The sequence below is a fragment of the Bradyrhizobium sp. USDA 3315 genome, from assembly GCF_054056795.1.
In genome coordinates this window covers 2,286,181-2,305,238 of sequence record NZ_JBSRYP010000001.1, presented here as the reverse complement: position 1 = coordinate 2,305,238, position 19,058 = coordinate 2,286,181, and the positions used below count along the sequence as shown (strand labels likewise).

The following is a 19,058-nucleotide window of genomic DNA, read 5'->3' as shown; positions in this document are numbered from 1 at the left end:
GCGGAGACTCCCCCTCACCCGGCTCGCATCTGGCGATGCAATCCGACCTCTCCCCGCAAGCGGGGCGAGGTAAGCAAGAACCCCGGATTGAGCTTCGCTCCATCCGGGCTACGGATCGCAGTTAATCGCCGCACTCCCTCCCCATCGTCGTCCCGGCGAAGGCCGGGACCCATACCGCGTGATCTATCGAGCAAGGAAGTCACAGTACCACGGCACACAACGCAACTGCCAGTCTTCGCCAAACTCCTCCCTGTGGGTATGGGTCCCTGCTTTCGCAGGGACGACGGCGGGATGTATGGCGATCGCTTATCAAGGACGACAGCGTACTGTGAGACGACGAGCTACCGCCCCTTCGCCTTCCGCCACGTCGCGAAATCCTTCAGCGTCTGTTCGTCGGTCGCAGGATAGAGCCCGAAGATGCCGCGGCCGCTCTGGATCTGCTCGGTGACGAAATCCTCGAACGCGGTCATCTCGAAGGTCTCATTGGCGATCTCGTCGGCGAGATGCGCCGGGATCACGATGACGCCGTCGCTGTCGCCGAGGATGACGTCGCCGGGAAACACCGGCGCATCGCCGCAGCCGATCGGCACGTTGATCTCGATTGCCTGGTGCAGCGTGAGGTTGGTTGGCGCGCTCGGGCGATGATGAAAGGCCGGGAAGCCGAGCCGCGCGATCTCGGCCGAATCCCGGAAGCCGCCGTCGGTGACAACGCCGGCGCAGCCACGCTTCATCAGCCGCGTCACCAGGATCGCGCCGGCCGACGCGGCGCGCGCATCCTTGCGGCTGTCCATCACCAGCACCGCGCCCACGGGGCACTCCTCGATCGCCTTGCGCTGCGGATGCGCGCGATCGCGGAACACCTCGATCTTGTTGAGGTCCTCGCGCGCCGGCATGTAGCGCAGCGTGAACGCCTCGCCGACCATGGTCGGCTGATCCGGGCCCAGGGGATGAACATCCTGGATCATCTGGATGCGGAAACCGCGCTTGAACAGCGCAGTCGCGACCGTCGCGGTGGAGACGGATTTCAGCTTGTTGCGGGTGGTGTCGCTGAGTTTTGACATGATGATTTTTCCGATTGTCATTCCGGGGCGGGCGCTACAGCGACCGAACCCGGAATCTCGAGGTTCCGGGTTCGATGCTGCGCATCGCCCCGGAACGACAGTGATCAATAAATCGACGGCTCGCCAACCGGCTTGCCAAAGCCGGTCTCGAGGAAATCGAAGTCGCAGCCCTCATTGGCCTGCTTGATGTGCTTCGAGAACATCCAGCCATAGCCGCGCTCGAAGCGCTGCTCGGGCTGTTTCCATTCGGCGCGGCGCCTGGCCAGCTCCGCCTCCGGCACATCGAGATTGATGGTGCGCGCGGCGACGTCGAGCGTGATGCGGTCGCCGTTCCGCACCAGCGCCAGCGGGCCGCCGATATAGGATTCCGGCGACACGTGCAGGATGCAGGCGCCGTAGCTGGTGCCGCTCATCCGCGCGTCCGACAGCCGCACCATGTCGCGCACGCCCCGCTTCACCAGCTTGGTCGGGATCGGCAGCATGCCCCATTCCGGCATGCCCGGCCCGCCCTGCGGGCCGGCATTGCGCAGGATCAGCACGTGATCGGCCGTGACGTCGAGATCGGGATCGTCGACCGCCTTCTTCATCGACGGATAGTCGTCGAACACCAGCGCAGGCCCGGTGTGCTTGAGGAAACGCGGATCGCAGGCGCTTGGCTTGATGACGCAGCCATCGGGCGCGAGATTGCCCTTCAACACCGCGAGCGCGCCCTCCTTGTAGATCGGGTTGTCGACAGTGCGGATCACGTCGTCATTGTGCACCTCGGCACCTGCGATGTTCTCGCCGAGAGTCTGGCCCGTGACGGTGATGCAGTCGAGATGCAGATGCTGCCTGATCCGGTTCATCAGGCCGGGCAGCCCGCCGGCATAGAAGAAATCCTCCATCAGATAGAGGTCGCCGCTCGGCCGCACATTGGCGATCACAGGCACCTTGCGGCTCGCGATCTCGAAATCGTCCAGCGAAATGTCCTGGCCGGCGCGGCGCGCCTGCGCGATGAGGTGAATAATGGCGTTGGTTGAGCAGCCCATCGCCATCGCGACCGTGATCGCGTTCTCGAAGGCCTTGCGGGTCTGGATCTTCTGCGGCGTGAGATCCTCCCACACCATCTCGACGATGCGGCGGCCGGCCTCCGAGCTCATGCGGATGTGGTTGGCGTCGGCCGCGGGGATCGACGAGGCGCCCGGCAGCGTCATGCCGATGGCTTCGGCGATCGCGGTCATCGTCGAGGCCGTGCCCATGGTCATGCAGGTGCCATAGCTGCGGGCGATGCCGGCCTCCATGTCGACCCAATCCTTGTCGGAGATCTTGCCGGCGCGGCGCTCGTCCCAGTATTTCCAGGCGTCGGAGCCGGAGCCCAGCGTGCGGCCCTTCCAGTTGCCGCGCAGCATCGGTCCCGCGGGCAGGTAGATCGCCGGCAGGTTCATGCTGGTGGCCCCGAGCAGCAGGCCGGGCGTGGTCTTGTCGCAGCCGCCCATCAGCACCACGCCGTCGACCGGGTGACCGCGCAGCAGTTCCTCGGCATCCATCGCCAGCATGTTGCGGTAGAGCATCGTGGTCGGCTTCAACAGCGATTCCGACAGCGACAGCGCCGGCAGCTCGAGCGGAAAGCCGCCGGCCATCAGCACGCCGCGCTTGACGTCGTCGACCCGGCTCTTGAAATGCATATGGCAGGGCTGCGCATCCGACCAGGTGTTGATGATCGCGATCACCGGCCGGTCGCGCCACTCCTCCGGCGCGTAACCCATCTGCATCGCCCGCGATCTGTGGCCGAAGGCGCGCAAATCATCGGGCGCAAACCAGCGCGCGCTGCGCAATTGATCCGGGGTCTTGTTCTTCTTCGTCATCGCCATGGGTCTCGACATTGCTCGCACGCGCGCGGTCCCGGCGCGCTTGCCCTGCGTCAGGCATACACTCGATTTTCAGACATGTCGTCCCGCCCCCGGCGCAGACGTGCCGTTCGCTGAACGTGCGCCGCACACGCTCCGCAATGTGGCAATCGGAACGTAAACCGGCCCTAGGTTATTTTTGCTGCGCCGTCATCACGATGCGGACCAGATCGGCGGCGTTGCGCGCGCCGAGCTTCTTCATGATGTTGGCGCGGTGGTCCTCGATCGTGCGCGGACTGATCCCGAGATGGCGCCCGGCTTCCTTGTTGGAGGCGCCCGCGGTGAACTGCTCGAGCACCTCGCGCTCGCGGCGGGTCAGCGGCTCGCGACCCGGGAAGTGCAGCGCGGCGATCCGCGACGCGGAGGTCTCGGCCTGGCGCCTGGTGTAGGCGTCGATCGCCTCGTTCAGACGGCTCACGATCTCGTTGCCGCGGAACGGCTTCTCGATGAAGTCGAGCGCGCCGTTCTTGATGGCACTGACCGCCATCGCGATGTCACCCTGACCGGAGATCATGAAGATCGGCGCCGGATAATCTTCGCCATGCAGCTCTCTCAGGATATCGAGGCCGGATTTGCCGGGGATATGCACGTCGAGCAGGATGCAGGCTGGCGTCCTGCTGCGCGCCACCGCGAGCAACGCCGCGCCGTCCGCAAAGCAGATCACCTTGTAACCAGCGGTCGACAGGACCACTGAAAGCGTCTCGCGAACGGCAGGATCGTCGTCGACTACAAAGATTTCCCCGCGCGGAGCGCCATTTTCAACCATATGCATCGTCCATCAGTGGTGAAGCGTGCTGCCCTGACCGCACAAGAACTAACTCGACCATCTCGATCAATGGACCCGTATTTGTACGGGACGTCCGCTTAACGCACAAGTAGCACCGCGTTCCCTAAAAGTGGGGGGCAGTGGAGAAACATGCATGGAAAATGCAGCGTCGGACCGCGTTGCAGCGCGCTTGGACGAGGGCCATGATCCCTACGGTCTGATCGTGACGGACCTGGTCGCGCTGATTGGCCATGTCCAGGCGAGCCTGCGGCTGATCGAAGCGGCGATCGCGCGCGAGGCCGTGCTGGCCGAGCGGCAGGCCGACGTCGACACCGTCGTTCTCGACGACGTTACCCCGCACTATCTCACAGCATCCACCGCCCTGAAGGCATGCGATGCCGGCCTCGGCGCGGCGCTCGACCGCCTGCGCGATTCCGGGGCAACAGCGCGTCTGCTGAACTGACCCGCCACCGACAGGTTCGGCCCAATCACCTCGATCGTCCCGACGACGCCCAACCCATCAGGCGACGATCTGTTCCACGCATCGTCCGGATTGGCCGCGGGCCTTGCCCGCCCGGTCGGATCAGTCCCTCTTGACGTCAGGCCCTGGCCCGCTCTTCGTCCGCGGACGATCGCCGTTTGCTCGGCTTGCCCTTGAGGAAACTGACGTCCATTTCGGTGCCGTTGACGCGGACCAGTTCGCAACGGCGATAGGCAAGTCCGGTCGAGGACAGCAGGAGAAAAAACTCCTTCAGGTTGAGCCCCTGAATGGAACCTTCGACCGTCAGCGAGGCATCGGTGTCGGAGATGGCATTGAGCTGGCAGTCGCGCCGCCAGGTGCCGTCGATGGCCATGATGCAGACATCGACACCCCGGCTGAAGGTGACCCGCTCAATGGATTTGCCGTCCTCGGTCATCGCTCAATATCCGACCGCCATGGCAGGCTTCGGCATGGCGAACCCGCCCCGCACCCCGCTCGGCCGGTACAGACCGCGCCGCTCGGGAATCGGCTTGAACGTGTCGGTCAGGCCGACCACGGTTTCGGCGGCGCCCAGCACCAGGAAGCCGTCGGCCTCCATCAACCGGGCGAGACGGTTGAAGATGCTGATCTTGGTGTCCTGATCGAAATAGATCAGCACGTTGCGGCAGAAGATCACGTCGAACGTGCCGAGCTGGGAGAAATCGTGCAGCAGATTGAGCTGGCGGTGCTGGACCATCGCGCGCAACTCGGGATTGACCTGCCAGAACTCACCCGACTGCTTGAAGTACTTGACCAGCATCTGGATCGGCAGTCCGCGCTGCACCTCGAACTGGCTGTAGATGCCGGCCTTCGACTTCTCCAGCACCTCCTGCGACAGATCGGTCGCGATGATCTCGACGCGCCATCCGGCAAGCGCCGCGCCCATTTCCTTCAGGCACATCGCCAGCGAATAGGGCTCCTGGCCGGTCGAGCCGGCGGCGCACCAGATCCGGACGCTGCGGCGCGCGGCGCGTGCCTTCAGCACCTCCGGCATGATGGTGTCGCGGAAGTGCTCGAACGGCACCTTGTCGCGGAAGAAGAACGTCTCGTTGGTGGTCATGGCCTCGACCACCTGAACGGTGTGCGTGGACGAGCCCGCCTTGATCTTGGCGACCAGGTCGGGAATGCCGGACAGGCCGCTTTTGCGCGCCAGCGGCAGCAGGCGGCTCTCGATCAGATATTGCTTGTCCGCGGACAGATCGAGACCGGACTGGTCCTTCAGGAGCTTACGCAGATACTCGTAGTCGGGGGGCGTCACGGGAGCCTCACAAGGGACTGAATGGTGAAACTGGGTGTCAGGCTTCGGCCGACGCGTCGAGCACCAGCAGGCCCACTTCCTGGAATTTCGCGATCACGATGTCCTTGTCGAACGGCTTCATGATGTATTCGTTGGCGCCGGCATGCAGCGCCCGCGAGATGTGGTCGATGCCGTTCTCGGTGGTGCAGAACACGACCTTGGGCTGATCGCCGCCGGGCATGCGGCGGAGCTGCACGAGGAATTCGAAGCCGTCCATGACGGGCATGTTCCAGTCGAGCAGCACGGCATCCGGCAGAGCGCGCTTGCAGGCTTCGAGCGCGACCGCACCGTCCTCGGCCTCGATGACGGTGAACTCCATTCCTTCCAGGATGCGGCGCGCGATTTTTCGCACCACGCCGGAATCGTCGACGACGAGACATGTCTTCATGTGTTGGCCTCCTTGTGGAATCCACCGTCTCCGCGGTGGAGTGTTACGCTGCAGCAGCTGTTTTGGGCACCAGTTCGAGCACGCGATCGACATCGAGGACGACCATGAGCTGGCCGTCGAGGCGGTGGACGCCGCCGGCGAGCTTGGCCATGCGGGGATCGAGGTTGACCGGGTTGTCCTCGCGGCTGTTTTCGGAGAGCCGCAGCACCTCGCCGATCTGGTCGATCAACAGGCCATAGGATTCGCCGCGCTGGTCGACGCCGACCGCCATCGGCAGCTGGCCGTCATCGGCCTTCGGCAGCCCGAGCCGGGCGCGCATGTCGACCACGGTGACGATACGGCCGCGCAGATTGAGCACGCCGGCGATCTCGCTGGAGGCCAGCGGCACCCGCGTCAGCCGCTCCGGCATGAACACGTCCTGCACCCGCGAGATCGGCAGCCCGAACAGCTGCCCGCCGATCACGGCGGTGACGTATTCGGCCATCGCGCCTTCGCTTGTCTCGGTCTTGCTGGTCATCGATCCCTGTCCTTATCCCGTGTCAGGCCGCCCGGCGCAGTTCGGCGGTCTGCTCTTTCAGCGCCGCGATCAGCCCGGGACGATCAAACTTGGCGACATAGTCGTGGAAGCCGGCCTGCCGGCCGCGCTCGATCGCCGCCGGCGACACCATCGCCGACAGCGCGATGATCGGCAGCCCGATCAGATTGTGGTCGCTTCGGATGTTCTCGGCGAACTCAAAGCCGTTCATCTCGGGCATCTCGATGTCGGTCAGCACGACGTCGAAGCTCTGTCCCGAACGCAGCGCCGCGAGCCCTTCCTGCGCGCCGCCCGCGGTCCTGACCTTGTAGCCGGCGGCTTTGAGCACCGGCGCCAGCATGTTGCGGAAGAACGCTGAGTCATCGACCAGCAGCACCGACTGCGCCGAGGCCGACGGGCGCATCTCCTTGCGCGAGAACCAGTCGGCGAACGCCATCGGCAGGAAGTGGCCGACGTCGATCACCTCGGTGGCCTGGCCCTTGATCACGGCCGAACCCAAAATGCCGTCCTGCGAACCCGCGACCTCGATGTTGAGCCGCTCCTCGACGATGTCGATGATCTCGTCGACCACGAGCCCCATCGAGCGGCCGTCGTCGGCGAACACCAGGATCGGCTGCGAGCCCTGGCTCTGCACCTCGACGCCGGCCATCTGCACCAGCGGCATCAGCTGCTCGCGGTACTGCACCATGTAGCGGCCGTTCGAGAGCTCGATCTTGTCGGTTGCGATCTCCTCCAGCCGGGTGACGAGGCCGAGCGGCACCGCCTTGGGCTGCAGGGAGCCGGCGCGGAACACCAACAGCGAGGTCAGCTGCTCGCCGCTTGCGGCATGGGCGTTCGCATTGTCGTCGGCGAGGTCATGGGCCGAGGAGCCGGACGCACCGAGGGCTTTTGCGATCCCGTTGGGGTCGATGATCATGATCACGGCGCCATCGCCCAAGATGGTGTTGCCGGAGAACATGTCGATGTGCCGCAGCTTGGTCGACATCGGCTTGACCACGATCTCCTCGGTGTGGAACACGCCGTCGACCACGATGCCGAAGGTCTGGCTGCCCACCTGAGTGACCACGATGAAGCCATTCTCGGCATCCGTAGTCGTCGCGCCGTCGTCGATCTTCAAGAGCTTCTTGAGGTGGATCAGCGGCAGCAGCTTGTTGCGCAGGCGCAGCACTGCGGTGTCCTTGATCCGCTCGATGCGGTGCTCGGAGTTGGCGCGGGCCCGCACCAGCTCGACGACAGACAATTGAGGAATCGCAAAGCGGTCGCCGCCGGCTTCCACGATCAAAGCGGAGACGATCGCCAAGGTCAGCGGGATCTTGATGGTGACCGAGGCGCCCTCGCCGGCCACGCTCTTGATGTCGATGGTGCCGCCGATCTGGTCGATATTGGTGCGCACCACGTCCATGCCGACGCCGCGGCCGGACACCGAGGTGACCTGTGCGGCGGTCGAGAAGCCCGGCGCGAAGATGAACTTGTGGATCTGGGCCTCGGTCATCTTCTCCAGTTCAGCCTCGGTGACGAGACCGTTCTGGAGCGCCTTGGCCTTGATCCGCTCGGTGTTGAGCCCGCGGCCATTGTCGGCGATGCAGATGATGATGTGGCCGCCTTCGTGATAGGCGGAGAGGCGAATGGTGCCCTGTTCTCCCTTGCCGGCGGCGACCCGCTCGGCGGTGGTCTCCAGCCCGTGATCGGCGGAGTTGCGCACCATGTGCGTCAGCGGATCCTTGATCAGGTCGAGCACCTGGCGGTCGAGCTCGGTGTCGGCGCCATGCATCTCGAGCTCGATCTGCTTGCCGAGTTCGCCGGAGAGGTCGCGGACGATGCGCGGCAGCTTCTGCCAGGCATTGCCGATCGGCTGCATGCGCGTCTTCATGACGCCTTCCTGCAGCTCGGCGGTGACGTTGGAGAGCCGCTGCAGCGGCACCTTGAACTCGGTGTCCTCGTTGCGGCGGGAGATCTCCAGCAGCTGGTTGCGGGTCAGCACCAGCTCGGAGACCATGGTCATGAGGTGTTCGAGGGTGTCGACATTGACCCGGATCGACTGGTTGGCGATTTTGTCGCCTTCCTGGACATCCTCACCGGCGGCCTTGCGGGCCGGCTTCTTCGCAGCCTCAGCCGGCTCGGCGGCGGCGGCAGGTGCAGGCTTCACGACCGGCGCCGGTGCGGCGGCTTCGGTCTCGGTCTCGCGGAAGGCGCGCTCGAGCTCGTCGAGCGAGACCTCGCCCGGACGCAGCGGACGCTCCAGCGTCTGCACCACCAGCGTGCCTTCGGTCATCGCCGCCTGCACCGACGGAGCTTCGACGACCGGCACGTCTTCTTCAGCAGCAACCGGCATCGACTGCGTCGAGCCTGACGATATCGACTGCGTCGAATCGGACATCGCCGCCATGCCGTGCTCGACCATCGCCTCCAGCTGATCGATCAGATCGCGGTCATTGCCTTCAGGCTCGGCTTCGGTCGCCTCGAGCCCGCCAAGGATCTCCTTGATGCGGTCGATCGAGGACAGGATCAGCGTCACGGCTTCCGCCTTCACCGGCATGCCGTCGCGGAATTTGCCCATCAAGGTCTCGCCGGCATGCGCCAGCGCCTCGAGCCGCGGCAGCCCGAGGAAGCCGCAGGTGCCCTTGATGGTGTGCACCAGCCGGAAGATGTTATCCAGGATCTTCGCGTTGTTCGGATCCTGCTCGAACTGCACCAGCTGGTTGTCGACCGTATCCAGGCTCTCGCTGCTCTCCGTCAGGAACTCGCGCAACAGATCGTCCATGAATAGGTCCCCTCAAGGTGCTACGGAGCGCTCGCCTTGCATCGATAACTTGGCCGGCTTCACGGCGACGTTAATTTTGCCGTCCGTGCAAATACGGACGATGAAGCCCTTCTGCAGTTCGACGACGCATCACGACAACACGGCCGGTCTCACAAGGACAGGCCTTACCACCCGGACGGGAAAGAGCCCGTTCCATCGGTCATCGCAATTTGAACTAATTGGAATTGAGGACCGCTAAGTCTAGCAAAACGTTCGCGACATGACGACCGCCTGCATCCGAACGCGATCGCTCATTGGTTGAACCCGGCGGGATGGCTAAGCGCAGCCAAAGAAAAGGCGGCGGAGTTTCCTCCGCCGCCTCGATAGTCGATGCCTGTCGCGGCTACGCTTAGCGGAGCAGCTGCAGCACGCTCTGCTGCGACTGGTTGGCCAGCGCCAGCGCGGACACCGCGATCGACTGGCGGGTCGACAGCGCCTGGCTGTTGGCCGCTTCCTCGTTGGTGTCTGCCAGCGTCAGGTTGGACGAGCCGGTCTGCAGCACGTTGATCAGGTTCTTCGAGAAGTCCTGGCGGATCTGCACGATCGACAGGTTCGAACCAAGGGTCGAAGCCTGGGTGCGCAGCAGGCCGCTCGCGCTGTTCAGCGTCTTCAGCGTGGCGTTGGCCGAAGCGTTGTCCACGAAGTCCGTGCCGGCGGTCAGCTTGGTGAGGTTGAGGCCGGTGGCGTCGAAGGTGACGCCCTGGATCTTCAGCGTCGAGGAACCCGTCTCGTTGAAGGTCAGCTTGAGCTGATCGCCATTGAGCAGGTTGATGCCGTTGTACGACGCGTCCTGGGCGGTCGTGGTGATCTGGTCCAGGATGTTGTTGTACTGGTTGACCAGGTTGGCGCGGTTCGCCAGCGCAGTCGGGTCCTGCACCGGAGCGCTGCCCGCGAGGCCGTTGAACAGCTTGCCGGCGCCGGCCGCCGTGCCGCCGATCGTGCCGATGGTCGCCGAAGCGGCATCGTTGGTGGTGCTGATGGTGAGCGCACCGGCCGCGCTGAGCGAGGCCTGCAGGTTGTTGGCCGCGAGTGCCGCGTTCAGGTCGTTGAGGGACTTCACCTTGCCCGCGCCGGTGCCGAAGGTGATGTTGGTCGCGGTGCCGTTGCCGGTCGCGCCGATGGTCAGCGTGAGCGTGTCCAGCGGGCTCGCGCCAGCCGTGCCGTTCGCGGTCGCCGTCGCACCGGCCGGGAGGCCGAGCTGCGTCGCGTCGCCCGAGCTGAACGTACCGACCGTGAGCGAGTCCGCGGCGCCGGCGGTGTTGGTGCTGGTCAGGACCAGCTTGCCGGTGCCGTCGATCGAGGCGGCGACCTTGGCGCTGGCGCCGACCTGCGTGTTGATGGCGTCGCGAACCTGGGTGGCGGAGTAGTTCGTGCCCGAGTTCAAGGTCACAGTCTGGCTGTTGATCTGGAACGTCAGATTCGCGCCGGCCGCGGTGAGGTCGATGCCGGTATAGGCGGCGGTGCTGGTGAGGGTTGCGTTGGTCGGGGTCGCGGTGCCGAGCAGGTTGTCGGCGGTCGCGCCGGGGATCGCGGCGGTCGTCACCGACGACTTCGCGGAATAGCCGACCGCGGCCTGCAGGGCCTGGTTGGCGACCGACTTGGCGCTGTCGACGAGCTTCTGCAGCGAGGTGATGCCGGTGTTGGCGGCCTGCAGCACCTGCACGCCGTTGCGCGATGCCGTCCAGCAGGTTGTTGATGTCGCTGGCGCGGTTGTCGAGCGACTGCGCCGTGAAGAAGTTGGTCGGATTGTCGAGCGCAGTGTTGACCTTCTTGCCGGTGGACAAGCGGTTCTGCGTGGTGGCGAGCAGGTCAGCGGTCGACTGCAGCGAAAGCAGGTTTTGACGGACCGATGCCGAAAGAACGATGCCGGACATACTGGATACCCTTCTGGATGAACACGATTGACGCGACGCCGTAAATTTCGCACGGCGACCCACGTCACACTGGTCCGTCCGCGCTACCCGTTCGTTAAAGGGCTGGTCCGTACAAATACCCAGGACGGCCTTGCCGGTGATTCGACGAGCGGCCGGCGCGATGGCTGGCCGCGGCAGCGCGCGGTCGGCGCCGGACCGACGTCATGGCCGTGAATTTCCTGCGCATGTGCAGGACTTGCGACATCCCGGCGCGGCGGGCCCGACGCGTCGATAGCCGGCGTTGCAAGTCACCACGATGCAAAGTCCGGCGAGGAACAGAGTTAATGGAAATCAATAAATGAGAGACAAAGTCGCGCTCGGATCTCGCGCCGCGCGGATCGACGTCGATCACCGGTGCCGGCGGCGGCCACGCCGTCTGCCCTCCAGAGGGTATAGTTTCAACACCACAACCCTTGTGCAATTGGACAGGCAAGCTATGTTCGCAGTCCTTCCACACGCCAAGAGTAGGTGATGCGAGACCGTAGTGCTCCCGCCCTCGGCAGGAGCAGCAATGTCCGCGGTATCGCGTCCGCCCAATCGTCTGTTGCAAGCACTTCCCCCCACGGAGTACGCGCAACTTCATCCCCTCCTGGAAACCGTCGACCTGACCAAGGAAACGGCGCTCGCCGATGCCGGCGCGCCGGTGCAGCGGGTTTATTTTCCGCATAGCGGCGTGGTCTCGATGATGATCAATCTGTCCGACGGGCAATCTGTCGAGATTGCAACCGTCGGTCGCGACGGCGCCGTGGGCGCGTCCGCCGCCCTGCACGAGCGGCCGCTGCTTGCCGATGCGATTGTCGTGGTGCCAGGCTCAGCCTCGATGATGCGGGCGGAGGATTTCCGCGAGGCAGCAAATCGCAGCGCGGATTTCCGGACCCTGGTTGCGCTCTATGAGCAGGCGCTGATGGCGCAGACGCAGCAATCCGTCGCCTGCAACGTTTCGCATCCGGTGGAGGCACGGCTGTCACGATGGCTGCTGCGCGCACGCGATCTGTGCGGCAGCGAGGCGTTGCCGCTCACCCAGGAGATGCTGGCGCAGATGATCGGCGTCCGGCGCAATGCGGTTTCGATTGTCGCACATGGGTTTCAGCAGGCCGGCATCCTGCGTTACAGCCGCGGTCATATCGAGATCACCGATATCGACGGGCTGCGGAAGGCGGCGTGTGAATGCTATACGACGGTCAAGGCGCACGCCGAACAATTGATCGGGCCGGAAGACTGACCGGCGCGCCGCCCAGCCCCAACTGTGACCGACCACACAACCCGAATGTGCGGCGATAGGTCTATTCCTATTGGAACCAAGACATGTTTCCATTGGAACCCTGACGTGCCAGAATAGGTTGCAAGGACGTCCAGCCGCACGTCAGCCCTGGGCCCAGAGACAAGCTTTGCCGGCAGGCTGGAGGTTGCTTTGGAAACGGTTCCTCGATCACCCAACGGCTTCCTGGCGTCGCTCTCGGCGAGCGATTTCGAATTGATTCGGCCGCATCTGCGGACGGTCGACCTCGCGGCCGACTCGGTCCTGGTCGAGACCGACGAGATGCTCAAGCGGACATACATGCCGCACAAGGGCGTGATCTCGCTGGTGGTCAAGCTGGCAAGAGGCGAGCGCGTGCAGGTCGCGATGGTCGGCCGCGACAGCATCTATGGCGCATTCGCCCCGCTCGTCGAAGGGCCTGTCCTCAACAACGCCACGGTGCTGGTGCCCGGCGTCGCCTCGACTGTGGAACTCGAGCCGTTGCGCGCAGCTGCCGGCCAGAGCCCGACGCTTCGCGCGAGGTTGATCCGGCACGGGCTCGCCGTCTATGCCCAGATCCAGCAAACCGCCGGCTGCAACGCCGCGCACACCGTGGAGTCACGGCTGGCACGATGCCTGCTGCACACGCGCGATCTCTCCGGCAGCAACAAGATCGTCCTGACGCAGGAGGCGATGGCGCAGATGATCGGCGCGCGCCGCAACAGCGTGTCGCTGGTCGCGCATACCCTGCAACAGGCCAATTTCATCCACTACAGCCGCGGGCACATCGAGATCACCAACGCGGATGGGCTGATCAAGACCGCGTGCGAATGCTACGCCGCGGTCAAGGCGCAATATGCCGGACTGCTGAATTGTCAGGAAGTCGGCCGTTAGAGTTTGTTGTTTTTGCCGCGTCTTCTTCGCGCAAGCCGGCACCCGCTTCGCTCAAAAGCGCTCTGACCGCTGTGCAAGCCGTACTTCTACGGCGTGCGATTTTCATCGTCGGATAACGCTGTTTCCTCACATTCACGTGGACGCACGGGGGAGCCGATGTTCACGTTCCAGACGACCGACCGGAAGGAAGCCCGGCGCTTCCGCATGGCCCAGTTCAACGGCCGGACCGCCACCATACGGTCGGCCGACGCCACCGTTACGGGACGCGTGCGCGCGATCGTCGAAAGCAAGTCTGGCGCGACGGCGGCGTGGGTGGTCACGATCGTTCCGGATGAATCGAAAACATCCGCGCCGGCCGCTCGGCTCGCGCCGCGCCTGTGCTTCGCCGCGGAAGACGATTTCTGAGAACCGGGTTCTAACGAACCGAACACCGCTCAGAGCGTTCCGATGGAATCAGAATGCGGCCTGGATTTCAGTTTTGACGCGTCTTCTTTACGCGAACCACTTCGCTTGAAAACGCTCTATGCCGAATGCAGCAAGGCCTTGCGGACGAGGTCGGCGGTGTTGCGCGCCCCGAGCTTGCGCATCGCCTCGGCGCGATGGCTCTCGAACGTGCGCGGGCTGATGTTCATCCGCAGCGCGCCCTGCTTGTTGGAATAGCCGTCGCTGATCAGGCTTAGCACTTCACGCTCGCGCTTGGTCAATGGCTTGCGGCCGGCTTCCGGTGCGAACATGACATCCGGCGACCGGGAGCCTGCCGGCTTGTCGTCGCCCGGCGGCTTGAGGTCTGCGGCCGGGACGGCATTGGGATAGAGGTCGGAAATCTGCTTCAGCATCGCGGACACGCGCTCGGTCTGCTCGAGCGCGTTCTCGATCACCTGCCGCAGATAGACGCCGTTGCCGGGCGCGTGCGCGAATTGCTGACTGTGCTGCTTGAGTTCGTTCATATAGAGCAGCAGCGCCGTCACCGGCCCATTGAACTGCCGGACGATCGCGGCACCGGCGTCCGCCTGCGGCCGCGGCCCTGCGGGTCCCTGAGTGTCAAGCGACTGCGGCTCGAGCGTCGCGGTTCCACCCGTCCATGCCGGAAGGCGCGCCTCGGCTCGGTCGTCATGTTGCGTCATAAGTATGGTTTACCAAAGGTGAACTTGTGGCCGCGTTAACATGGAGCTCCGTAGAACTACGGGTGACGCAACTGTGACCTCGGTCCCCGACCTGCCAAGCAGGCGCAGGTTACCGCTGATTTGGCAACGAATCTCGCATATTTGAGTCGAATTACGGTATTCTTACGGGACGGATGGGCGAGGCTGCCACCGGCGGGATTCTCCGCCGGGCATCGACCTTCAACGGTTCGGGCAGCCATTTCCGGCCCCCTGGTTCCGGATTGAAAAAGGCCGGAATTCGCGGCCCGGCGCCTCAGGGGCGCCGGAGCCGAAGGAATTTCTGCAGGAACCGCCCCGAAAGAACGAACCTGAACCACCAATACGCCATTCGCCGGGTCGTCATCGATCATCCCTCTGGGCATCGGGATGGCCTCGGCATACCGCACGCGGGCGCGCGCACCTATGAGACGGTTCACATCAACCGAGAAGCGTCGGGCAGGCACCGGATCAGGCGAATGTCAATTTACAGCCCCGGCAGGCGTCGCGATGATCGCCGCCTCTCGATCAGCAATAAGGGCGCGGCCATGAAGCGAGGGCGGAACGGATTCTGGATTTCCTTGATGACGATTGCGGCGCTCGCCGCGGCACTGCTGCTTGGCGCAGGCGCGCAGGCCCAGACCCCGCCGACCAGCGATGCAACGCCGACGCCCGACACCGCGGTCATGCTCACCATCTTCTTCAAGCATGATCAGTCACGACCGCTCGGTGAGCTCAATGCCCAGCTTGAGCGGCAGGGCTTCTACAAGGCGTTTCCGCCCGAGGGTGTCGAGGTCGTCAGCTGGTACGTGATGATGGGGATCGGCCAGGTGGTGACGCTGCGGCTGCCGGCATCGCGGCTGCGCGAGGTCAACCGCGTCATCGAGAACAGCGCCTGGGGCGCCTACCACACCGAGTTCTACCCGACCTACGACTACAAGGCGGTCGGGATCGGCAATCATGAAAAAGCAAAGCAGTAACTGGTCGTATCGAGACCGATGCCGGGAGTCACGGCCGCGCGCCGGAGTTGCCGGTTTTGGCCGAAGACCGGGCTAGCGATTGGATCCGATCCACCGCCTATGCGTGGGCCCGCGAGCGCTGGCTCAATCGCTTTGCCAGTATCCGCAAATCCTCGGGGCGCCCGCTGCAAAGCAGGCGGCTGAATTCGTCAGGATCGATGGAGGCAGGCGGAAAATCGGCTGGTTTGCGTGCGGCCCGACGTAGCCAGGTCAATCGGAAGAGACGCTTGAGCATCTTCATGGTTGTCAGCCCCGATGAGCGTCATTGTTAAATCGCGGCAATGAAATTTTGTTCCACACCTTGAGGTCGCCCGACGCAAAATTTGGTTCAACGCCGTCAGGCGAACAGCGCCTTGCGCTTTTGCACACGCGCAATGGATCGCCGCACCGCGGCCTGATCGAGTGATCCATCCTGCACCGCACTCGCGACCGCCGCGGCGATGCCGGCCATCTCCTGCTCCTGGTCGAACAGATTGTTGCCGATGCAGATCATGTCCGTGCCGGCGGCGATCGACTGCAGGCTGGCCGCGCTTGTGCCGAGCGCCTTCTGCAAACCCTGCATCTGCATGTCGTCGGTGATCAGCAGCGTCTCGGGCAGACGACGGCGAAGCCGGCCGAGCCCGGCCGATGACAATGTCATCGGACGCTGCGCGTCCCACTGCCGGACAATGGCGTGGCTGACCAGCACCGCATCGCCATAGGTGCGCGGCGCCAACGCGTAGAACAGCTCCTCCTGCTCGGGACGCAGCGCATCGGAAATATCCATGAACTCCAGGTGCGAATCGACGCTTGCACCGCCGATGCCCGGAAAATGCTTCAGGCAGAGGCCTACTCCCGCCTGCCGCGCCGCAGCATCGACCAGCCGGGCATTGGCCTCGACCTCACCGATATCGGGCGAATAGGACCGCTTGATCCTGCCGATATTGGGATTGTTGGGATTGTAGTCGACGTCGATGACGGGCGCGAAATTGTAGCGGATGCCGAGCCGGCGCAACTCGCCGTAGCTTGCGGCCAGGACCGTCTGCTTTTCCGCACGCGCGAGCAGATTGAACTCCTTCGCGCTCGGCAGCGGCTGAAAACCGCAGCTGTCCTTGAGCCGCCGCACCAGGCCGCCCTCCTGGTCGATGAAGACCAGCGGCCGCGACGGCAGCGCCGCGATCTCGGCGCAAAGCGATTGCACCTGCGCGGGCGAAGCGATGTTGTTGTCGTATTGCCGGGTCTGGCAGGAATAGTCGAACAGGATCACCCCGCCGAGCCCGAATTGCGCGGCAAATTCCTTCAGCCAAGGCGGAACGACCTTGCCGTAGAAGCCGAGAATGAAGAGTTCGCCGACGGACATGGCCACTCGATTCGGTTGCCGCATGGAATCAGCCGCGCCCGATGGAATAGCACGCTGCGGCGGCGGTAAGAATATGACGCAGGCAGCAGTTCGACTGCGTTCCCCGTGCTCGCATCACTATGTTAAGACACGCCGGCGGGCCTCGATCGCCTGCCACTACACAAGGACTTTCGGAAACGCCCATGACAGCAGCTTACGTCCCGCAAATGGCCCTTTACCGCCAATGGCTGAAGCAAACGCGCGGCCTTGAATTTGCGGATTTCGAAGCGATGCGGCGTTGGTCGGTGACCGATATCGACGGCTTCTGGCAGAGCGTCTGGGATTATTTCGACCTGCGCTCGCCGACGCCGCATTCGGCGGTGCTGGCCGAGCGCAAGATGCCGGGCGCGGTGTGGTTTCCCGGCGCTTCGGTGAACTACGCGCGCCAGGTCTTCCGCCATGTCGCGCCGGCGCATGCCGCGGGACTGCCGGCCTTGATCTCGAGCGGCGAGGACGGCAAGCTCTCGGAGACGAGCTGGCCCGAGCTGCAGCGCAAATCGGCAGCGCTGGCGCTGCATCTGAAGGCCAACGGCGTGCGCGCCGGCGACCGGGTCGCCGCCTACTTGCCGAACATTCCCGAGACGATCATCGCGTTCCTCGCGACCGCGAGCCTGGGCGCGGTCTGGAGCGTCTGCGCGCCCGACATGGCGGCGCCCGCGGTGATCGATCGCTTCAAGCAGATCGAGCCGAAGGTGCTGATCGCCTGCGACGCCGTGACCTATGCCGGCCGGCGCCACGACCGGCAAGGTGTGATCGAGGAATTGCGGCGCGCGCTGCCGACCGTGCAGCATGTCATCCTGCACAGCGACGCCGCGCCGTCCGAGACGCGATTGTCATCGATCCTCGCGGGCCGGAGCGCGGCGATCGACGCCTTCGAGCCGGAATGGCTGCCGTTCGATCATCCGCTCTGGATCGTCTATTCCTCGGGCACCACCGGCTTGCCGAAGCCGATCCTGCACAGCCATGGCGGCATCATCGTGGTGGCGCTGCCGCTCTCGACCCTGCACAACGACATCGGTTGCAGCTATCAGCCAAACTCGTTCGGCGAACGTTTTCACTGGTACTCTTCGACCGGCTGGATCATGTGGAATTGCCAGGCCAACGGCCTGCTCAACGGCACGACCTGCTGCATCTTCGATGGCAGTCCCGGCGGCACCAAGGACAAGCCGGACTGGACCACGCTGTGGCGCTTCGTCGCCGACGCCAAGGCGACCTTCTTCGGCGCAGGGGCGGCGTTCTTTGCCAATTGCACCAAGGCGGAAATCGATCTCGCTGCCGTCGGCGACCTCTCCGGCCTGCGCACGCTCGGCTCGACCGGCTCGCCGCTCAGCGCCGACACCCAGGCCTGGTTCAACGAGCGCTTCGCCGCGCTTGCGAAGCACAACGGCAACGCCGCGCAGGCCGACATGTGGTGGGCCAATATTTCCGGCGGCACCGACTTCGCCGGCGCCTTCATCGGCGGCAATCGCGAATTGCCGCAAACGCCGGGCATCATGCAATGCCGCCTGCTCGGCTGCGCGGTGGAGGCGTTCGACGAGCAGGGCCGCGCGGTGATCGACGAGGTCGGCGAGCTCGTCTGCACCGAGCCGCTGCCCTCGATGCCGCTGCGCTTCTGGAACGATCCCGGCAACGCGCGCTATCTATCCAGCTATTTCGAGACCTACCCCGACAATTTCGACGGAAGTGGCCGCGGCCCGGTGTGGCGGCATGGCGACTGGCTCAAGATCAACCCCGACGGCTCCTGCGTGATCTATGGCCGCAGCGACGCCACCATCAACCGCCATGGCTTGCGGATGGGCACCAGCGAGCTCTATTCCGCGATCGAGGCGCTGCCGGAGGTGCTGGATTCGATGGTGGTCGACCTCGAATATCTCGGCCGCGACAGCTACATGCCGCTGTTCGTGGTGCTGCGCGAGGGCATTGCGCTCGATGCCGCGATGAAAGGCAAGATCAACAAGGCGGTCGAAGCCGGGTTGTCGCGCCGCTTCCTGCCCAACGACATCTTCGTGGTGGCGGAAATTCCGCGCACGCTGTCCGGCAAGAAGCAGGAGCTGCCGGTCAAGAAGCTGCTGCTCGGCCACCCCGTCGAGAAGGTCATCAACCGCGATGCGATGGCCAATCCCGGCTGCCTCGACTGGTATCTCGATTTTGCAAAGAGCTATCTGAGCAGGCAGGCCGGCGCGGCGTAACGGCCGCCGAATGCCACTCGCGTTTGGGATCTCACG

The 19,058-nt window shown here is 64.4% G+C and carries 16 protein-coding genes and 1 pseudogene; 6 read left to right on the top strand and 11 right to left on the bottom strand.

What is annotated here, in order from left to right; all coding sequences use genetic code 11:
• Nucleotides 1–341: 341 nt before the first annotated feature.
• The 3 genes from ACVIYL_RS10670 to ACVIYL_RS10660 all read right to left on the bottom strand — a co-directional run bounded on the left by ACVIYL_RS10670 (nucleotide 342) and on the right by ACVIYL_RS10660 (nucleotide 3,713).
• Nucleotides 342–1,061: a ribonuclease activity regulator RraA gene (locus ACVIYL_RS10670; protein ID WP_456778485.1), complete on the bottom strand. Its 720-nt coding sequence runs from the start codon at nucleotides 1,059–1,061 to the stop codon at nucleotides 342–344.
• 104 nt (nucleotides 1,062–1,165) lie between these two features.
• Complete coding sequence (gene araD / locus ACVIYL_RS10665) at nucleotides 1,166–2,905, bottom strand: L-arabinonate dehydratase (protein ID WP_456778484.1); 1,740 nt, start codon at nucleotides 2,903–2,905, stop codon at nucleotides 1,166–1,168.
• 175 nt (nucleotides 2,906–3,080) lie between these two features.
• Nucleotides 3,081–3,713, bottom strand: a complete 633-nt coding sequence (locus ACVIYL_RS10660; RefSeq protein WP_018269422.1) for a response regulator transcription factor — start codon at nucleotides 3,711–3,713, stop codon at nucleotides 3,081–3,083.
• A 154-nt stretch (nucleotides 3,714–3,867) separates the two neighbouring features.
• Here ACVIYL_RS10660 and ACVIYL_RS10655 point away from each other — a divergent pair, with 154 nt between their 5' ends.
• A complete protein-coding gene (locus ACVIYL_RS10655; protein ID WP_456778483.1) occupies nucleotides 3,868–4,176 on the top strand; it encodes a hypothetical protein in 309 nt (102 codons plus the stop codon).
• Nucleotides 4,177–4,312: 136 nt separating this feature from the next.
• On the opposite strand, the gene ACVIYL_RS10650 is transcribed toward ACVIYL_RS10655, so the two are convergent.
• The 6 genes and pseudogenes from ACVIYL_RS10650 to ACVIYL_RS10625 all read right to left on the bottom strand — a co-directional run bounded on the left by ACVIYL_RS10650 (nucleotide 4,313) and on the right by ACVIYL_RS10625 (nucleotide 11,127).
• Nucleotides 4,313–4,630 carry a hypothetical protein gene (locus ACVIYL_RS10650; protein WP_028338017.1) on the bottom strand — a complete coding sequence of 106 codons (318 nt, stop codon included), beginning with the start codon at nucleotides 4,628–4,630 and terminating at the stop codon, nucleotides 4,313–4,315.
• A gap of 3 nt (nucleotides 4,631–4,633) precedes the next feature.
• Complete coding sequence (locus tag ACVIYL_RS10645) at nucleotides 4,634–5,491, bottom strand: CheR family methyltransferase (RefSeq protein ID WP_456778482.1); 858 nt, start codon at nucleotides 5,489–5,491, stop codon at nucleotides 4,634–4,636.
• A 37-nt stretch (nucleotides 5,492–5,528) separates the two neighbouring features.
• Nucleotides 5,529–5,918 carry a response regulator gene (locus ACVIYL_RS10640; RefSeq protein ID WP_456778481.1) on the bottom strand — a complete coding sequence of 130 codons (390 nt, stop codon included), beginning with the start codon at nucleotides 5,916–5,918 and terminating at the stop codon, nucleotides 5,529–5,531.
• A gap of 43 nt (nucleotides 5,919–5,961) precedes the next feature.
• A complete protein-coding gene (locus ACVIYL_RS10635; protein ID WP_456778480.1) occupies nucleotides 5,962–6,435 on the bottom strand; it encodes a chemotaxis protein CheW in 474 nt (157 codons plus the stop codon).
• Nucleotides 6,436–6,457: 22 nt separating this feature from the next.
• Nucleotides 6,458–9,214: a hybrid sensor histidine kinase/response regulator gene (locus tag ACVIYL_RS10630; RefSeq protein WP_456778479.1), complete on the bottom strand. Its 2,757-nt coding sequence runs from the start codon at nucleotides 9,212–9,214 to the stop codon at nucleotides 6,458–6,460.
• A gap of 388 nt (nucleotides 9,215–9,602) precedes the next feature.
• Nucleotides 9,603–11,127, bottom strand: a pseudogene (locus ACVIYL_RS10625) (flagellin N-terminal helical domain-containing protein).
• Between the two features lie 550 nt (nucleotides 11,128–11,677).
• Here ACVIYL_RS10625 and ACVIYL_RS10620 point away from each other — a divergent pair.
• The 3 genes from ACVIYL_RS10620 to ACVIYL_RS10610 all read left to right on the top strand — a co-directional run bounded on the left by ACVIYL_RS10620 (nucleotide 11,678) and on the right by ACVIYL_RS10610 (nucleotide 13,702).
• Nucleotides 11,678–12,388 (top strand): Crp/Fnr family transcriptional regulator, encoded by a 711-nt coding sequence (locus ACVIYL_RS10620; RefSeq protein ID WP_253605379.1) that lies wholly within the window; start codon nucleotides 11,678–11,680, stop codon nucleotides 12,386–12,388.
• A 189-nt stretch (nucleotides 12,389–12,577) separates the two neighbouring features.
• Nucleotides 12,578–13,297 (top strand): Crp/Fnr family transcriptional regulator, encoded by a 720-nt coding sequence (locus tag ACVIYL_RS10615; protein ID WP_057020884.1) that lies wholly within the window; start codon nucleotides 12,578–12,580, stop codon nucleotides 13,295–13,297.
• 156 nt (nucleotides 13,298–13,453) lie between these two features.
• Nucleotides 13,454–13,702, top strand: coding sequence for a hypothetical protein (locus ACVIYL_RS10610; RefSeq protein WP_310882780.1), 249 nt, complete (start codon nucleotides 13,454–13,456; stop codon nucleotides 13,700–13,702).
• Nucleotides 13,703–13,818: 116 nt separating this feature from the next.
• On the opposite strand, the gene ACVIYL_RS10605 is transcribed toward ACVIYL_RS10610, so the two are convergent.
• A complete protein-coding gene (locus ACVIYL_RS10605) occupies nucleotides 13,819–14,421 on the bottom strand; it encodes a helix-turn-helix domain-containing protein (RefSeq protein ID WP_456778478.1) in 603 nt (200 codons plus the stop codon).
• A 599-nt stretch (nucleotides 14,422–15,020) separates the two neighbouring features.
• Here ACVIYL_RS10605 and ACVIYL_RS10600 point away from each other — a divergent pair.
• A complete protein-coding gene (locus tag ACVIYL_RS10600; protein WP_253609829.1) occupies nucleotides 15,021–15,416 on the top strand; it encodes a hypothetical protein in 396 nt (131 codons plus the stop codon).
• 376 nt (nucleotides 15,417–15,792) lie between these two features.
• On the opposite strand, the gene ACVIYL_RS10595 is transcribed toward ACVIYL_RS10600, so the two are convergent.
• The gene (locus tag ACVIYL_RS10595) at nucleotides 15,793–16,794 is read right to left on the bottom strand and encodes a glycoside hydrolase family 3 N-terminal domain-containing protein (protein WP_456778477.1); all 1,002 of its coding nucleotides are present in this window, start codon (nucleotides 16,792–16,794) and stop codon (nucleotides 15,793–15,795) included.
• 182 nt (nucleotides 16,795–16,976) lie between these two features.
• Between ACVIYL_RS10595 and ACVIYL_RS10590 the strand changes: the two genes are divergently transcribed.
• Nucleotides 16,977–19,022 (top strand): acetoacetate--CoA ligase, encoded by a 2,046-nt coding sequence (locus tag ACVIYL_RS10590; protein ID WP_456778476.1) that lies wholly within the window; start codon nucleotides 16,977–16,979, stop codon nucleotides 19,020–19,022.
• The last annotated feature ends 36 nt before the right edge of the window (nucleotides 19,023–19,058 follow it).

Excerpts from the sequence above, each read along its gene's own strand:
- ACVIYL_RS10670 (WP_456778485.1), bottom strand. The coding sequence starts at position 1,061 with ATGTCAAAACTCAGCGACACCACCCGCAACAAGCTGAAATCCGTCTCC.
- araD (WP_456778484.1), bottom strand. The coding sequence starts at position 2,905 with ATGACGAAGAAGAACAAGACCCCGGATCAATTGCGCAGCGCGCGCTGG.
- ACVIYL_RS10660 (WP_018269422.1), bottom strand. The coding sequence starts at position 3,713 with ATGGTTGAAAATGGCGCTCCGCGCGGGGAAATCTTTGTAGTCGACGAC.
- ACVIYL_RS10655 (WP_456778483.1), top strand. The coding sequence starts at position 3,868 with ATGGAAAATGCAGCGTCGGACCGCGTTGCAGCGCGCTTGGACGAGGGC.
- ACVIYL_RS10650 (WP_028338017.1), bottom strand. The coding sequence starts at position 4,630 with ATGACCGAGGACGGCAAATCCATTGAGCGGGTCACCTTCAGCCGGGGT.
- ACVIYL_RS10640 (WP_456778481.1), bottom strand. The coding sequence starts at position 5,918 with ATGAAGACATGTCTCGTCGTCGACGATTCCGGCGTGGTGCGAAAAATC.
- ACVIYL_RS10635 (WP_456778480.1), bottom strand. The coding sequence starts at position 6,435 with ATGACCAGCAAGACCGAGACAAGCGAAGGCGCGATGGCCGAATACGTC.
- ACVIYL_RS10630 (WP_456778479.1), bottom strand. The coding sequence starts at position 9,214 with ATGGACGATCTGTTGCGCGAGTTCCTGACGGAGAGCAGCGAGAGCCTG.
- ACVIYL_RS10620 (WP_253605379.1), top strand. The coding sequence starts at position 11,678 with ATGTCCGCGGTATCGCGTCCGCCCAATCGTCTGTTGCAAGCACTTCCC.
- ACVIYL_RS10610 (WP_310882780.1), top strand. The coding sequence starts at position 13,454 with ATGTTCACGTTCCAGACGACCGACCGGAAGGAAGCCCGGCGCTTCCGC.
- ACVIYL_RS10605 (WP_456778478.1), bottom strand. The coding sequence starts at position 14,421 with ATGACGCAACATGACGACCGAGCCGAGGCGCGCCTTCCGGCATGGACG.
- ACVIYL_RS10600 (WP_253609829.1), top strand. The coding sequence starts at position 15,021 with ATGACGATTGCGGCGCTCGCCGCGGCACTGCTGCTTGGCGCAGGCGCG.
- ACVIYL_RS10595 (WP_456778477.1), bottom strand. The coding sequence starts at position 16,794 with ATGTCCGTCGGCGAACTCTTCATTCTCGGCTTCTACGGCAAGGTCGTT.
- ACVIYL_RS10590 (WP_456778476.1), top strand. The coding sequence starts at position 16,977 with ATGACAGCAGCTTACGTCCCGCAAATGGCCCTTTACCGCCAATGGCTG.